Annotated in this window: 11 protein-coding genes; 5 read left to right on the top strand and 6 right to left on the bottom strand. The window is 69.6% G+C overall.

The window, feature by feature from the left end; translation table 11 throughout:
* Positions 1-137: 137 nt before the first annotated feature.
* Positions 138-2,474 carry a hypothetical protein gene (locus HRL51_RS00445; protein WP_172192871.1) on the top strand — a complete coding sequence of 779 codons (2,337 nt, stop codon included), beginning with the start codon at positions 138-140 and terminating at the stop codon, positions 2,472-2,474.
* Between the two features lie 56 nt (positions 2,475-2,530).
* On the opposite strand, the gene HRL51_RS00440 is transcribed toward HRL51_RS00445, so the two are convergent.
* From HRL51_RS00440 to HRL51_RS11845, 3 genes are all read right to left on the bottom strand, one after another.
* Positions 2,531-3,412 carry a glycosyltransferase family 2 protein gene (locus HRL51_RS00440; protein ID WP_172192933.1) on the bottom strand — a complete coding sequence of 294 codons (882 nt, stop codon included), beginning with the start codon at positions 3,410-3,412 and terminating at the stop codon, positions 2,531-2,533.
* A 151-nt stretch (positions 3,413-3,563) separates the two neighbouring features.
* Complete coding sequence (locus HRL51_RS00435) at positions 3,564-5,222, bottom strand: MFS transporter (RefSeq protein WP_172192873.1); 1,659 nt, start codon at positions 5,220-5,222, stop codon at positions 3,564-3,566.
* A gap of 403 nt (positions 5,223-5,625) precedes the next feature.
* Positions 5,626-5,898, bottom strand: a complete 273-nt coding sequence (locus HRL51_RS11845; protein WP_280528702.1) for a DapH/DapD/GlmU-related protein — start codon at positions 5,896-5,898, stop codon at positions 5,626-5,628.
* Between the two features lie 1,342 nt (positions 5,899-7,240).
* On the opposite strand from HRL51_RS11845, the gene HRL51_RS00425 reads away from it, so the two are divergent.
* The 3 genes from HRL51_RS00425 to HRL51_RS00415 are packed head-to-tail and all read left to right on the top strand — an operon-like array spanning position 7,241 to position 10,508.
* The gene (locus HRL51_RS00425) at positions 7,241-8,641 is read left to right on the top strand and encodes a hypothetical protein (RefSeq protein ID WP_172192875.1); all 1,401 of its coding nucleotides are present in this window, start codon (positions 7,241-7,243) and stop codon (positions 8,639-8,641) included.
* Between the two features lie 9 nt (positions 8,642-8,650).
* Positions 8,651-10,009, top strand: coding sequence for a DNA (cytosine-5-)-methyltransferase (dcm, locus tag HRL51_RS00420; protein WP_172192877.1), 1,359 nt, complete (start codon positions 8,651-8,653; stop codon positions 10,007-10,009).
* Entirely contained in the window at positions 9,996-10,508 is a 513-nt protein-coding gene (locus HRL51_RS00415; RefSeq protein ID WP_244960191.1) for a very short patch repair endonuclease, read from the top strand. Before dcm ends, HRL51_RS00415 begins: the two co-directional genes overlap by 14 nt.
* Here the strand turns inward: HRL51_RS00415 and HRL51_RS00410 are convergent.
* The 3 genes from HRL51_RS00410 to HRL51_RS00400 all read right to left on the bottom strand — a co-directional run bounded on the left by HRL51_RS00410 (position 10,498) and on the right by HRL51_RS00400 (position 13,045).
* A complete protein-coding gene (locus tag HRL51_RS00410) occupies positions 10,498-11,361 on the bottom strand; it encodes an SMP-30/gluconolactonase/LRE family protein (protein ID WP_172192879.1) in 864 nt (287 codons plus the stop codon). The genes HRL51_RS00415 and HRL51_RS00410 overlap by 11 nt on opposite strands.
* Before the next feature lie 353 nt (positions 11,362-11,714).
* Positions 11,715-12,584, bottom strand: a complete 870-nt coding sequence (locus HRL51_RS00405; RefSeq protein ID WP_172120601.1) for a DUF5926 family protein — start codon at positions 12,582-12,584, stop codon at positions 11,715-11,717.
* A 62-nt stretch (positions 12,585-12,646) separates the two neighbouring features.
* Positions 12,647-13,045: a RidA family protein gene (locus HRL51_RS00400; RefSeq protein ID WP_172192881.1), complete on the bottom strand. Its 399-nt coding sequence runs from the start codon at positions 13,043-13,045 to the stop codon at positions 12,647-12,649.
* Between the two features lie 259 nt (positions 13,046-13,304).
* On the opposite strand from HRL51_RS00400, the gene pgm reads away from it, so the two are divergent.
* Complete coding sequence (gene pgm, locus HRL51_RS00395) at positions 13,305-14,984, top strand: phosphoglucomutase (alpha-D-glucose-1,6-bisphosphate-dependent) (protein ID WP_172192883.1); 1,680 nt, start codon at positions 13,305-13,307, stop codon at positions 14,982-14,984.
* The last annotated feature ends 41 nt before the right edge of the window (positions 14,985-15,025 follow it).

Here is a 15,025-nt window from a genome sequence, read left to right as displayed (position 1 = left end):
AGGACAAGGACCTGGCTGGACCACCAGGCGGCCCAGTCTTTCCGCGCCGTTGCGGGGACTAGTAGCAGTGAACCTGCGGTTCCTGCTTCCCTTGCCCTCCGGCAGCGCCGTACGAAGGCCCTCCTATGCTGTCTCACGTGAGTCCGAACCCGTCTCCGCGACAGCGCTTCACCCGTAGCGTCGTCTACGCGATCGTGCTCCTGACCGTCATCGGCATGGTGGGGGCGATGGCAGGTTCCGCCTCTGGCCAGGAGCGCCAGCGCACCCCCCTGGTCGTACTGGCCACCACGGACCTGAGCTGGGCCACCATCGTCCGGGGTGAGGACGAGGCCTCCCAGGACCTCATGCGCCTGGCGGCATCCGGCGCCCCCGCCAACCTCGTCACGCGCACCGCGGGAACCTGTGAGGCGGACGCCTGGCTGTCCCTGGGGGCCGGTGCGCGAACACGCGCCGTCGAGCCGGGACCGGACTGCACCTGGCCTGCCACCTGGCACCAGGCCGTCCGCTCCTCCCAGGCCGCTGGCTACGGTGCCGTACCCGGCGCCCTGGCTGACTCCCTCGCCTCCGCCGGGCTCACGACAGCCGCAGTCGGAGACGGCGCGGTCCTCGCCCTGACCTCTCCCACCAGAGAGGCCCCGCACGCGGCCGACTCCCTCGATGAGCTCAAGGGCCTGGCCGACCTGACGGTCGTCGACGCCACCCGTCACGGAGCAGCTGCTGCGGCCCAGACCCTGTCCTCGGACCTGCGGGCCCTGGCAGCCTCCGACCAGCCAGCGCGCCTCGTCGTCGTCTCTCTCACCTCTGCCGACGGCGAGCCGCAGGCGCTGCTCCTGCCCTCCGGCTCCCACGGCCACCCGGGCCGTAGCACGGGGCTGGTCACCAGCCCCTCCACCCACCAGGCCGGTCTCGTCCAGCTCACCGACCTCGCCCCGACCCTGCTGGCTGCCCTCGGAGCCTCCGCCCCCACCTCCATGACCGGGCAGGCCCTCACCCTGCCTGACGGGGCCACGAGCCTGGAGCCCCTCGGACCGACCGCACGCCCCGCCCCTGAGGCGCCAGCGAGCGTGCGTGAGCTCGTCGACGGCGCCCTGCGTGCCAAGGCCTCTCAGAGGACCACGCTGCCAGCATCCGTCACGATCATCGCCGCGGCAGCCGTGCTGGTCGTTCTGGCCGCACGCAGCCTGCGCGGCCCTGCCGGTCGCCGGCACCTCCACGGGGTCGGGGTCGCGGCCACGGTCGTCGGCGCCCTGCCCCTGGGCGCCTGGTTGGGCATGGTGGTGCCGTGGTGGCGCCTCGGGGCCGACGGTGACACGCCAGGACGGGCGGCTGTCCCGGCCGCACTGCTGACCATGACACTGACCGCCATGGTCGCCGTGGCCTTCCTTCACGGTCTGGGCAGCATCGTCATCTCGGTACGGGACCGGCTCCTGGCCGCCCGCCCCCGCCCACCCCGGGTCCCGCGCGAGCCGGGCCACGGCCCTGGCCCCCTCGGTGTCCACGGCCTGCGCCTGCCGCCCTCCAGCCGCGTACCGACCCCGCTGTTCTTGACGGCCTTCGTCCTGACAGCGGGGGTAGCCGTCCTCATCCTCTCCGACGGCGCCACCGGGGTCAGGCTCGGGTTCAACGGGATGCTGGGCATGGACGCCGTCGTCGCCGGACGCTTCTACGGGATGTCGAACACGGCCTTCGCACTGGCTGCCGCGGCCCTCGTCATCGCCGTGGCGGCGGGGGTCAGCCCCTTCGTCGAGGCCCAGCCGACCCACCGTCTACGACGCACCGCCGCCTACCTGGGGGTCGGGGTGCCCGGGGTCGTGGCGCTGGCCCTGGACGGTCTGCCCCAGGCCGGGGCGGACGTGGGCGGAGTGATCGCCCTGGCTGCGGCGCTCGCCGCCCTGACCGCCAGCCTTGTGGGCGGCAGGATCAGCTGGAAGCGGTGGTTGTCGATCGGCGTCGGCGCCCTGGCTGCCGCCGGCCTGTTCGGGCTGGTCGACCGCTCGCTGGGGTCGCACACGCACATGGGCCACTTCATCGACCAGCTCCAGGACGGCACCGCCTCGACGACGATCCTGCGCAAGCTGACGGCCCTCGTGGCCCCCTTCCTCTCCAGCCGAGCAGCGGTCCTCGCACTGGTCGTCGGCGTGGTAGCCGCGTGCGCAGCCGGCTGGTGGCTGCGACAGGAGGTCGTGGCCTGGCGCCAGGGCACCAGCGGCTACGCGAACCTTCTCCTCCCCGAGCCGCAGAGCGGCCGGCAGACGCTGGAGGCCCACGAGTCCCGGACGGACACCGATGGTGAGGTGGCCGCTGGCGAGATCCCTCGATGGTTGACGCCAGCGCTCAAGGGCCTGGGCACCCTCATCGTGGTAGAGGTACTCGTCAACGACTCCGGGCTCTCGATGGCGTGCCTGTCCCTGGCCTGCGCGGCTCCGCTCCTGCTGGCCCTGGTCACGGCTGAGCTCCAGGCGCGCGTGCGCTGAAGGTCAGCCGCGCCCCTCTGGAACGTCGCGGCCCCGGACCTCTGTGCGCTGTGCTCCTAGCCCTCTGAGTGAGACCGCGAGGCGCCGTCGGCGCCGTCCTCGCCCTGGGACCCGCTGACCGGCTCCCCCCTCCCGTCCCAGGCCCGGTAGGCGTGGAAGGGGGACTGAGACCGGATCGAGTCCTCGTCCAGCGCCTTGCCGGGCACCCGGCGTCGGCGGACCTTGCGGACAGCGATCGTGCGTAGGACGTCCTTGTACTGGGCCGCGCGATGCAGCGTGCCGGCCCGGTCGTTGCCGGTGACCCGGTGGGTGATGTCGCAGGGGACCTCGATCACCGTCAGGCCCGCCACCAGCACGTCGATACTCAGCCCCACCTCGACGCCCCAGCCCTCGGCCAGGGGGGCCGCCGCCTCGTAGGCCCGGCGGCTCAGGCAACGCTGTCCGGACAACGGCGCAACAGGAGCCCAGCCGGTGGCGGCGGCGATCGCCGTGCGGGCAGCCCGCACCACGCGGCCACGCCCACCTGCGCCCGCCTGCCTGGGCGGAACCGCGATGGACATGTCGGCCACGCCGTCGATCACGGGGGCCACGAGGTCGGCGCAGCAGGCCGCCGAGTCCCCGAGGTCCGCATCGATAAAGAGAAGGAGACGAGAGGGACCGTCGACGTAGTCACGCATGCCCACGATCGAGGCGCCGGTCTCCAGGGCTGATGCCTTGCCGCGGGTCACGGAGTGACGCACCGTGACCGCACCGGCCGCCCGTGCGTGGTCCTGCGTGGAGTCGGTCGAGCCGTCATCCACGACCACCACGAGGTCAACGCGCGGAATCGCCCGGCAGGCGCGGACGGTGGCGGCGATGCGCTCAGCCTCGTCCTTGGCCGGGATGACGACGGCGACCCTCTGCTCGGCGCTCTGGTCCGGATGCGGCTGCTGAGGCATCGACGTAGTCACAGCACAAGAGTAACGACATCGTCCCCCTCACGACGCAACCACGGCGTGGTGAGGGGGACGAGGTGCCTCCGGCTGGAGGTCGCGGAGCCGGCGGGAGGCTGTGTTACGGCTGCCGGACGGCGTGAGGCCGCGGTACAGGTCAGTCCAGGACGCTGCCCGGAGCAGCGACCTCGACCGCCACCGCCTCCACCTCACGTACCTGAGCGCGGGTGCGCTCGTCCTCCGGATCGTCCAGGAGCCGAGTGACCGAGGCGTTGATACCAAGCTCGGCGTCGGCCGCGGCAGCGGTCTCGGCACGGCGTCGCGAGGCGAGCGTGGCACGCCACTCCATCACCAGGGCGATCAGGACGACGACGGCGACCACCGTGAAGCTGACCGCGCCACCGCGTGCGCTGGCGCTGGCATAGGCGGAGGTTCCCGGGGCAGTGCCAGCCTGGTGGAGAGTGAGGACGGTGGACAGCACGGTCATCGACATGGCGCCGAAGAACTGCTGCACCGTGTTCATCAGGCCTGTGCCGTCCGCGGTCAGGGAGCGCTCCACACCACTCATTCCCAGGGTCTGGCTGTTGGTGTAGGCAAGTCCGAAACCGAGCATGAAGACCAGGTAGAACGCCGCCATCATCATCGTGGTCAACCTGGCACCCACGAGGGCGAGGGCGAGCGTGCCGATCAGGGCGATGACCGAGCCCACGAGAATCGGGACCGCAGGCCCGAAGCGGTCATAGAGGTTGCCGGCCACTGGGGCCAGGAGCGCGCCGACCACCGCTCCGGGCAGCACCAGCAGTCCGGCGGTCATGGTCCCGGTGCCCAGGGCCAGCTGGGAGAGGTTCGGGACGAGGTAGCCCAGACCGAGCGCGGCGAACTGAAAGAGGCAGAAGGCCGCCAGGGCGTTGCGGTAGATCGGTGAGCGCAGGACGGACAGGTGCAGGACCGGGTTGGACGAGCGACGCGAGGTCACCGCCATGCCCAGCCCGGCCAGCACGCCCATGGCGAGCAGACCGGCCACGAGGGCGACCTGGGAGACGGAGGCGGCTGCGCCGTCGGCGCTGGCGGCCAGAAGGGCACCACCACGCTCCAGCCCGAGGATGAGTCCGACGAAGGCGAGCGCAAGGAGGACGACCTGCCCCCAGGACAGGGAGATCTTCTCGGTGGGACGCGCCTGCTGGATGGAGCGGGCCCCGACGACGAAGGAGGCGAGGACGAGCGGCAGCGTGATCGCGAAGACGACACGCCAGCTGGCGACCTCACCGATGACACCGCCCACGATCGGGCCGACGGCGGGTGCCACGCCCAGGGTCAGGCCACCGACCCCCATAAGGGCACCGAGCTTGGTTCGAGGCGCCTGGGTGAGGATGATCGTGAACATCAGCGGGGTGATGATGCCGGTGCCCACACCCTGGAGCAGGCGCCCTGCCAGCAGCACCTGGAAGGTAGGGGCGGCCAGGGCGATGACGGAGCCGCAGGCCACGGCCGCCACGGCGGTGAAGAACAGGGCGCGAGCCGTGAAGCGACGCTGGAGATAGCTCGACAGCGGCATGATGATCGAGACGACCAGCAGGTATCCACTGGTCAGCCACTGCACGTCCGAGGTCCCCACGTCGAAGGCCTCCATGAGGGCGGGGAAGAGGACGGAGGCGACGGTCTCCAGGAACAGGCCGAGGAAGGCCAGGACAGCGGTGGCGAAGATCGAGCCAGCGAGGGCCGGGCTGACCTTGTCAGCGTCACGAGGGTCGCGGAGGGCGGTGGCGTCCTGTGCGTCAGGCACAGAGACGCCCGGGAGGGAGGAGGCGTGGGACACGCGGGGTACCTTTCAGTGACACACCGACCAGCGCTTGCCCGCGCGGAAGCGTCACACTCACCGCACGTCATACGTCGGTGTGTGATCGCAGAACGTGACCGTAGCCGGAACGCTCCGAGCCTCGTAAGCGAGAAGGAGTGTGTGATGGTCAATAGCGATGCAGCACAGGTCACGCAAACCGCTTCCGCCACGAACCACTTCTGCCTATCGATCACCAGAGGACTTCTGTCCCGCCTTACTCATGCAAGGGGCGACAGAAAAAGATGACAGGCTCCCGCAGGCGCCATGACGGAAGACATCGAGGTGTCACGTGCGAGAGCCTTACGAAACGGAGCCCGTCAACGACGCCGGGTTCCGCCTCCCTCCCTGCCGACACGGCCGCACCAGTACCTGCAGCGGGTCCCTACAGGCTGCGCGGCGGCTTGTAGGCCGTCTCCTCCCCCGGGGTGATCCTGCGGATGACGCGAGCCGGCACCCCGGCGACCACGGTCATCGGCGGCACGTGAGCGCTGACAACCGCTCCGGCCGCAATCACCGCCCCGTAACCGATGTGCACGCCAGGCAGGATGGTGGCGTTCGCCCCGACCCAGACATCGTCCTCGATCGTGACGACGGCAGAGAACTGGGCGCCGGTACTGCGCAGCGCCGGGTCGATCGCGTGCCCGGCAGTAGCCACGGTGACATGGGGGCCGAACAGGACACGCTTGCCGATACGGATCGCGGCGTCGTCAATCAGGGTGGTGCCTGTGTTGAACCAGCATCCCTCCCCGATCGTGGTGTGGGAGCCGTAGGCGCAGTAGATCGGCGTCTCCAGCCAGGCTCCGTCCCCGAAGGACGCAAAGAGCTCACGGGCAGTGGCAGCGCGACCCTCAGGGTCACGGATCGACGTTGCGTTATAGCGCTCGACCAGCTCCTTGCCCCGGTGACGCTCCTCCTCCAGAGCCTCGCGGCCGGGCCGAAGTCGGTGTAGAGCTCGCCGGTGTCCAACCGACGACGGGTCTCCGCCTCGTCAAAGACATAAGGGTTGACCGGGGCACTGTAGGCCTCCGGCGCAGAGTCAGCCGCTGCGGCAGAGCCGTTGAGGGTGTTCTCGTCCATGGGGGCGATCCTGCCAAAGACCGCAGACACAAGCACCGACGTCGTCAGCGCCCCGCCCCGTCGCAGCGTGCCTGCTGAGGCATTGAGGTATTTCCCAGATTCTTATGGGGTATCCCTTCAGGATGAGCGGGTTACATAGTCGTTGCCGCCGGACGGAACGGGTCGCGAGGGTTGGGGAACCCGATGACCGATCCACTTCCGAGACGGCCGAGGGTCTTAGGGAGCCCGAGGTCGTCGTTTCGGTAAGGGAGTGGTTCCCGGGCGGGGTTTGGGAAGCCCGCCGACAGGTCGAGCCGCTCGTTGACGAAGGCCCTCGGGCCCGGGAGAGACAACCCGGGAGCCGGGGGCTTCGTCATGCTCCCCATCGCCTCGGGCCCCGTCCTCACCGGCTCTGCAGTCGCCTTCGTTCCTGCCGTCTGAGGACCTGGGGTCGTGGCGTGTGATGGTGTCGCTTAAGGTCGTGAACAGTCGCATCCCATGCTCCCGGCACCGGGATCGACTGTTGAGGACCTCAAGCGACGTGAAAGGAAGTCCACAACGCCCCTTACACGAGGCATGCACCGCCGTCGACCTCTGCCGCATCACAGTTCCTAGCGACTTTCCAGCCAGCTACCCCGTATTCCTTCAGGGTCAGCGAGTTATATACGAGTCACCGCCGGACGGAACGGGTCGCGAGGGTTGGGGAGCCTGATGACCGATCCACTTCCGAGACGGCCACGGGTCTTAGGGAGCCCGAGGCAGTCGCTCCGGCGAAGGAGGACGCTCCCCCGGAGTTGGGATGCCGGGTGCGGAGCCCTCACGAGGCTTGGGCCCGTGGGTCCGGGGAGACAACCCGGGCCCACGGGCCAAGTCACGCTCGTGGACCTCGGCAGCGGGATGCCAGCCCGTCCCCCTTGTCCCACCTCAGTACGATCGAGACCATGCATCCCGGTGCCTTCGTCCCCGCCAAGTCGAAGATCGAGGCAGTCGCTCGCCTCTACGCCCTCGCCGGCGTCCCTGGCGAAGGGCTCGGCCCGGGCAGCAAGGAACGCAAGAGCGTCCTGACCTCCGTGGCCGCCCGCCTCGACCTGGGTGTTGACGTCACCGCCGCCAAGGACGTCCTTGCGCTGCAGATCCTCACCGCGCTCGGTGCACCAGTCGCCCCGTCCTTCACCTCGTCCGGCCAGACCATCACGCTGTCCGGTCTCAACGCGCTCCTGGCGGCAGCCGAGGCCGAGCTGCGACGACGGGCGGAGCACGAGCTGCGGGCAGCCTCGCCGCATCTTCCTGACTGGTTCGTCCCCGCGCGCGACAAGCTGGAGGCCGTCCGCAGGATCTCGTCGCTGACGGGCGGACGTCCCCAGGATCTCGGTCCAGGCAGCAAGGAGCGCAAGTCCGTCTTCACTGACCTTGTCACCAGCCTCTCTCTTCCGATCGACACCAGCCTGAAGAAGGACGACCTGGCCGGCGCCATCGCCAGGTACCTCAGCATGCCCTGGACCGACTCGTGCTGGTCATCAGGACAGACCGTGACCCTTGACGGGCTCAACGCCGTCCTCGCCGGGGCTGAGGCCCTCACGCTGCGAGGCCGCAGAGGCCGGCACGACATGCTCCTTCAGGAGGCCCGGCTCCTCGTCGCCGCCCTCGCCCACTCATGCACCTCCCTCTGGGAGGGACGCAGCTGCGTCGGACAGATGCTCACCGCTGGCTACCCCAAGGCCCGCCAGACCGAGTGGATCGGCTGGTACTACGAGTTCATCGGCCTGCCAGCCCTGATCAACGCCTACGGCGGCGGCCCACGAAGGATCGGAGCCACGGAGTTCGACTACGCACGCTCCTTCGTCTGGGACCTCAAGGCCCACGCCCAGCCCCGGATGAAGCGGCCGCAGGACGTCTCTGGCAGCGCCCCGCTCAACGACCGCGAGGCGATACTGACCTGCGTCGAGGAGACAGGGTCCCTCGGCTTCCTCGTCCTGTCCGGACAGGCTGAGACGGACGCGGACGGGTCCTTTGACACCTGGCACCGCGCCATGCGCGGCAGCACCACGACCCGTTCCGCCACCTCCCGGACCCTGAAGAAGGCGTTCCGCCCCGTGACCGTGGACGCCTACCTCTTCGAGGGGAGCGAGGCAGTCGAGGAGGCACTCGGGCAGCGAGTCCTCATGGGCTTCAGGCAGGGTCGTCAGCAGAGCGGGGCCGCACGCAGACCCAAGCTCCTCCTGAACCTTGAGAGGGCTCAGGAGGAGGGCTACGTCGCCGCCTCCCAGGCGCCTGCCCTGCGTGACCGAGAGCTCAGTGCGCCGGCAGGTGAACAGCTTCCTTTAGCCACCACTCATGGCTAAGCTGTCGCCATGCCCTCAGCCTTCACCTACTCCGATCTCTTCGCCGGCATCGGCGGCTTCCACGCCGCGCTGTCAGGCATGGGTGGCAGCTGTGCCTACGCCGTCGAGATCGACAAGGACGCTGCGCGCGTCTACCAGCAGAACTGGGGCATGGACGTCCTCGGGGACATCACTGAGGACGCCGGCGAGGCCGGGGTCTCCGAGAGGATCCCGGCTCACGACCTGCTCGCCGCAGGCTTCCCGTGCCAGCCCTTCTCCAAGTCCGGCGCACAGCGCGGCATGGAGGAGACGCGCGGCACCCTGTACTTCAACATCCTCCAGGTCGTCCGCCACCACCACCCGACCGTGCTGCTGCTGGAGAACGTCCGCAACCTCGCAGGCCCCCGGCACAGGCACGAGTGGGAGGTCATCGTCCGAACCCTGCGGGAGGAGGGCTACCGGGTAGCCGACCAACCCGCCATCCTCTCCCCTCACCAGCTCTCTCCTGAGATCGGCGGGCGTCCCCAGGTCCGCGAGCGCGTGTTCATCACCGCTACCTACAACCCTGAGGGCATCGGTGACGCCGACCCTCAGCCCGTCACCCGTGCACGGCAGCACTACGGCGACGCGGTGGAGTGGAGCATCGAGGACTATCTCGACGACGACGTCACCGGCTACGACCTCACCCCCAGCGAGGTCGAGTGGATCGACGCCTGGGACGACTGGATCCAGCGCTTCCGCCGACACAATCCCGGCGCCAGGCTCCCCGGCTTCCCGATCTGGGTGGACGCCTGGCAGACCACTGAGGACCTCGAGGCACAGATCGACTCGGGAGACCTTGACGACGTCCCTGCCTGGAAGATGGGCTTCCTGCGCAAGAACGCCGAGCTGTACACGAGGAACGAGCCCTGGATCAGGGCCTGGCTGACCACCTCCGGCGTCCGGTCCTTCCCGCCCTCGCGCCGTAAGCTGGAGTGGCAGGCCCAGGACCTCGGCTCACTGTGGGACTGCCTCATGCACTTCCGGCCCTCCGGCCTGCGCGCTAAGGCACCCACCTACGTCCCGGCGCTGGTCGCCATCACGCAGACCAGCATCATCGGTCCTCGTCGACGCCGCCTCACACCGCACGAGGCCGCCACGCTCCAGGGCCTGCCGAAGGAGTTCTCCTTCGCCGGCCAGCCCGACGCCAGGACCTACAAGCAGCTCGGCAACGGCGTCAACGTCGGGGCCGTGTGGAACGTCCTGAAGCTGCACTGCGAGCGCGACCGTGATGTCCTGTCGACCACGGCCTCGGGACGCCGGATCCTGGAGGCGGTCGATGCCGCCCCGGCCAGCCCGGACTCCGCCGTGGCCGACGCACTGGCCCAGCACGCTCGTGACAGCGCCTGAGCCGGAGGGGGCCGACCCCCTCCACAGTCCTGAGCCGCCTCGGCTCGCACCACAGGACCAGCGGACCTCCGCTCGCTACGCCGGACTGGCCCGCCGCGACACCACCCCTGAGGTAGAGCTGAGACAGGCGCTGTGGCGGGCGGGGTACCGCTACCGGGTCCAGTACAAGGTTCCCGGCCTTCCACGTCGCAAGGTCGACATCGCCTTCACCCGCCGCAAGGTCGCTGTCCAGGTGGACGGCTGCTTCTGGCACGGGTGCCCGGAGCACGGCACGGTCCCCGGACGCAACTCCGAGTGGTGGCAGTGGAAGATCGCCAGGAACCAGGCTCGCGACCGCGACACTGACGACAAGCTGACAGCACTAGGCTGGACCGTCATCCACGTGTGGGAGCACGACGACGTCGCCGAGGCCGCCGCCAGAGTCGGCACCCTTCTGAGCCAGACCCCCCTGCCACGGACCGACCGTGACGAGAACGGCTCCCGCCTCGTCACCCCCTGAACGCCAGCGGCTCCAGGCCTCGCACCCCGGGCTCCACGGCGTAGACGCTGCCGGAGGCCGGCTCGACGTCGTCGGGCAGGTTCTCGCGCGAGGTCGTGATGAACAGCGTCCCCAGGTCCTCCCCGCCGAAGGCGCAGGCTGTCACCTTCGACACCGGCACCTCGACCACCTCGCTGAGACGACCGTCCTCATCGAACCGTCGCACGGCGCCGCCGCGGTGCATGGCCACCCACACCCCGCCCTCACAGTCCACGGTCAGCCCGTCCGGGTGCCCCTGCTCAGGCGGGATCTCCACGAAGGTGCGTGGCTCGACCAGGCCGGCTGCGGCGTCGTAGTCACAAACGGTGACCCGCCCGGTGGGGGTGTCGATCCAGTAGCCCCGCGAGCCGTCCGGACTGAAGCCCAGGCCGTTGGCGATCGTGGCCCCGCCCCAGGCGCGCACCGGCTCGCTGGCGCCGTCCCAGCGGTAGACCTCCGCGGCTCCTTCGACGCGCTCGTAGGACATGGTCCCGATCCAGAAGCGCCCGTCCGGGTCGCAGCTGCCCTCGTTCGTGCGGATAGTCGGGTCTGAGTACAGCTCAACGGCCTGCGTCAGGTCGCTCAGGTCCTCGGCGCGCCCGACGGCGATACCCCGCTCCGTGGCCACAATCGCACCCCCGCCCGTACGCGGACGGATGACGCTGGCCACCTTCGAGGGCACCTCCAGACGGCGGTAGCCGCCCTCGGCGGCCTCGTCCAGCTCGATGACGCTGCCGGCCAGCATGTCCACAAAGCGCAGCCGTCCCGTGGCCGGCCACCACACCGGTCCCTCGCCGTGGTAGGAGATCGAGTCCGTGACGCGCTGTGCCTTCATGGCTCCACCGTACCTGTGGGCACCTGTCACGTCTCATGGCAGGTGAGGCCCCTGCGCCTCATCACGTGTGAGGCAGGTCGTGCGAGGTGGGTGCGGGCTTGGTCTGGAGGCGTACCTCCATGTCATGACGGCGTGCTTCCACCTGCAGGCGGCGTGCTCCGCGAATGAGAACGTGCGTGGAGACGTCGTAGGGCACGCCTTCACAAGGTAAACACGCTCCTACAGGTGGGATGCACGCCGCCAGGGCGAAGGCGCGCCCCGGTCAGCGACGATGCTGTCGCGCAGACGACGACGCCGTCGCATGCACAGGATCAGCGCACGCGACGGCGCCACGCACCGAAGAGGTACAGAGGTCAGAGATTGACCTGACGGGAGATGATGCCGGCCTTGGCACGGCGGGCCGCGGAGTCCAGCGGCCCCTCGGCGGCCAGCGCCTCCTCCAGGCGCGTGGCCATCGCCTGCATCGGACCGGTCAGCTCCTCAGCCTCGGTCCCGGGCACGAGCTCCCACACGGGGATGGCCAGGCCGCAGGCCCGGAAGGCACCGATGAAGCGGGCTCCCTCCTCCAGGTCAGACTGACGCGCGGCGTGCACGCGGGCGAAGGCGTTGAAGAAGTCGTCCTCATCCTCCCCACGCACCCAGCGCACGAACTCCTTGCCACCCATGCGGAACCAGTAGGCGTGCTCCACACCCGGCACCGCCTTGGCCTCGGCGATCTCACCCTTGGCCTCCTCCAGCTGACGCTGGGCCTGCGGGTCCTTGGCGGCCTCGGCGTCGAGCCAGAAGTCAAAGGTCTCGCGCACGCTGACCTGCGGGGCGACCTCCAGGTCCAGGACATCCTGCAGACGCTCACCCGGCTCGGGCAGCCCGTTGACGGCCAGCCCGTGCCCCTCCTCCAGGTCCAGGGCCTCCAGGAGAGCGGCAGCCACGTCGCGGCTGGCGTCGCCCGAGTGGAGGGTCGTCTGCAGCGCGACGAGGACCTCACCGTCAGCACGCTTGAGCGCCTGAGCCAGCTCGGGCAGGAGGGTGACCAGCTGGACCGTGCGGCCGCCGTGGGCCTCATTGAGCCTCACGGTGGCGGTTGCCGCCGGGAGGATCTGCATCATGGCGACGAGGTCCTCCTCGCCGGGCAGCCCCTCGAAGGGACGGGCGACGTAGGCGATCTTCTGCTTCTTCGGCGCCGCGTCGGCGGCCTTGCGCGCCTGGCGCTTCTTCTTCGACATGGCGTCAGGGTAGCGGCCCCACCGCACCGGACTAGGCCGACGCGACGGGGCCGCAGGCTCCGTCAGGGGCGGACGGCGATCGCCTCGATCTCGACGCTAGCTCCCTTGGGCAAGGCTGCGACCTGGAAGGCCGCGCGTGCCGGCAGCACCGGTCCGGTGAAGAAGCGGGCGTAGACCTCGTTGACCGGGACAAAGTCGTTGATGTCAGCCAGCAGCACGGTGGTCTTGACGACGTGCTCGTAGCCCAGCCCTGCGGCCGAGAGGATCTCACCGATGCTGGTGAGCACGCGCTCAGCCTGAGCCTGGACGTCCCCGTCCACAAGCGTTCCGGTGGCAGGATCCAGCGGGATCTGGCCGGAGACGTAGACGGTGGAGCCGGCGCCCTCTCCGGCCGAGACCGCCTGGGAGTAGGGGCCGACGGCAGCCGGCGCCTTGGGCGTGGAGATGGCGGTTGCGCTCATGGGCAGTCCTTCCTGGCGGGCGGCACCAGCGCACCGCCTCGTTACTGTGAGAGCACCACGATAGATGTGCGCCCTGGCTGGAGTGCCGTACGACGCCCCGCCATCGCTCCACGCCAGACCCTGACCAGATGTGCCACCGCCAGTATCGTCCCTGCCGTCCGGCAGGCCCGCGCGTTTTCCTCCATGGGCTGAGTCGGCGTCGTCCACCTTTCGGGATGATCGGCGGACAGCGACGAGCCAGCGTGACAGACTCGGAGCCATGCACGCACGAGCTGGACAACCTGCACGTCCCGAGGACCTGATCGACGTCGACGAGGTCATCAACGCCTACTACGACCTCGTCCCTGACCCGGCTGTCCCTGAGCAGCGCGTCGTCTTCGGCACCTCCGGCCACCGCGGCTCCTCCCTGGACACCGCCTTCAACGAGGCCCACATCATCGCCACGACGGCGGCAATCGTAGAGTACCGCCGCGCCCAGGGGACCGACGGTGTGCTCTACATCGGACGCGACACCCACGCCCTGTCCGAGCCGGCCTGGCGCACCGCGATCGAGGTGCTCGCCGGTGCGGGCGTGACCACCGCCGTCGACGCCCGCGGCGCCTACACCCCGACCCCGGCCGTCTCCCACTCCATCCTGCTGGCCAACGGAGCCGGCACCGAGTCCGGTGTGCGCACCAGCGGTCCAGGCCTGGCCGACGGCATCGTCGTCACCCCCTCGCACAACCCGCCTCGTGACGGCGGCTTCAAGTACAACCCCCCGCACGGCGGACCTGCCGACTCTGACGCGACCAGCTGGATCGCGACCCGGGCCAACGAGCTGCTCGCTGACGGCTGGGACCGTGTCACGCGTCTCCCCATCGCCGAGGCGCTGGACTCCAACTACGTCATCAAGCACGACTACCTGGAGTCCTACGTCGCGGACCTGGAGAACGTCATCGACGTCGAGGCGATCCGTGAGGCCGGGGTCCGGATCGGGGCAGACCCGCTGGGCGGCGCCTCCGTGGACTACTGGGGCGCTATCGCTGAGCGCTACGGCCTGGACCTGACGGTGGTCAACCCCACCGTGGACCCTGCGTGGAGCTTCATGACCCTGGACTGGGACGGCAAGATCCGCATGGACTGCTCCTCCCCCAACGCCATGGCCTCCCTGCGCGCCGTCATGACGCCGGACGCTGACGGCAAGACGCCCTACGACGTCGCCACCGGCAACGACGCGGACTCCGACCGCCACGGCATCGTCACCCCCGACGGCCTGATGAACCCCAACCACTACCTAGCCGTGGCCATCGAGTACCTCTTCACCCACCGCCCCCAGTGGCCTGCCGCTGCTGCCGTGGGCAAGACCCTGGTCTCCTCCAGCCTCATCGACCGTGTCGTGGCAGCCACGGGGCGGGCGCTGGTCGAGGTCCCGGTGGGGTTCAAGCACTTCGTTCCCGGCCTCATCGACGGCTCGGTCGGCTTCGGTGGCGAGGAGAGCGCAGGCGCCTCCTTCCTGCGCAAGGACGGCACCGTGTGGTCCACGGACAAGGACGGCATCATCCTGGCGCTGCTGGCCAGCGAGATCATCGCCGTCACCGGCAAGACGCCCTCGCAGCTGCACGAGGAGCAGGTGTCACGCTTCGGCGCCTCGGCCTACGCCCGTATCGACGCCGCAGCCACCAAGGCTGAGAAGGCGAAGCTGGCCGCCCTGTCCCCTGAGGACGTCACGGCCACCGAGCTGGCTGGCGAGCCCATCGTGGACCGCCTGGTGCGGGCACCCGGCAACAACGCGCCCATCGGCGGGCTGAAGGTGACCACGCAGAACGCCTGGTTCGCCGCGCGCCCCTCCGGCACCGAGGACGTGTACAAGATCTACGCCGAGTCCTTCAAGGGCGCTGAGCACCTAGCCCAGGTCCAGGAGGAGGCCAAGAAGGTTGTCGCCGCGGCGCTAGCTGACTGAGCCCGGTACGTCAGCTGAGCCCAGGCGCGGTTGGCGTCCCG

The organism is Actinomyces faecalis, from assembly GCF_013184985.2.
Classification (GTDB): Bacteria; Actinomycetota; Actinomycetes; order Actinomycetales; family Actinomycetaceae; genus Actinomyces; species Actinomyces faecalis.
This window is presented reverse-complemented; position numbering and strand designations above follow the sequence as displayed.

What these genes read in the sequence shown, in the direction of transcription:
- HRL51_RS00405 (WP_172120601.1), bottom strand. Translation starts at nt 12,584, where the DNA reads ATGTCGAAGAAGAAGCGCCAGGCGCGCAAGGCCGCCGACGCGGCGCCG.
- HRL51_RS00400 (WP_172192881.1), bottom strand. Translation starts at nt 13,045, where the DNA reads ATGAGCGCAACCGCCATCTCCACGCCCAAGGCGCCGGCTGCCGTCGGC.
- HRL51_RS00425 (WP_172192875.1), top strand. Translation starts at nt 7,241, where the DNA reads ATGCATCCCGGTGCCTTCGTCCCCGCCAAGTCGAAGATCGAGGCAGTC.
- dcm (WP_172192877.1), top strand. Translation starts at nt 8,651, where the DNA reads ATGCCCTCAGCCTTCACCTACTCCGATCTCTTCGCCGGCATCGGCGGC.
- HRL51_RS00410 (WP_172192879.1), bottom strand. Translation starts at nt 11,361, where the DNA reads ATGAAGGCACAGCGCGTCACGGACTCGATCTCCTACCACGGCGAGGGA.
- pgm (WP_172192883.1), top strand. Translation starts at nt 13,305, where the DNA reads ATGCACGCACGAGCTGGACAACCTGCACGTCCCGAGGACCTGATCGAC.
- HRL51_RS00440 (WP_172192933.1), bottom strand. Translation starts at nt 3,412, where the DNA reads ATGCCTCAGCAGCCGCATCCGGACCAGAGCGCCGAGCAGAGGGTCGCC.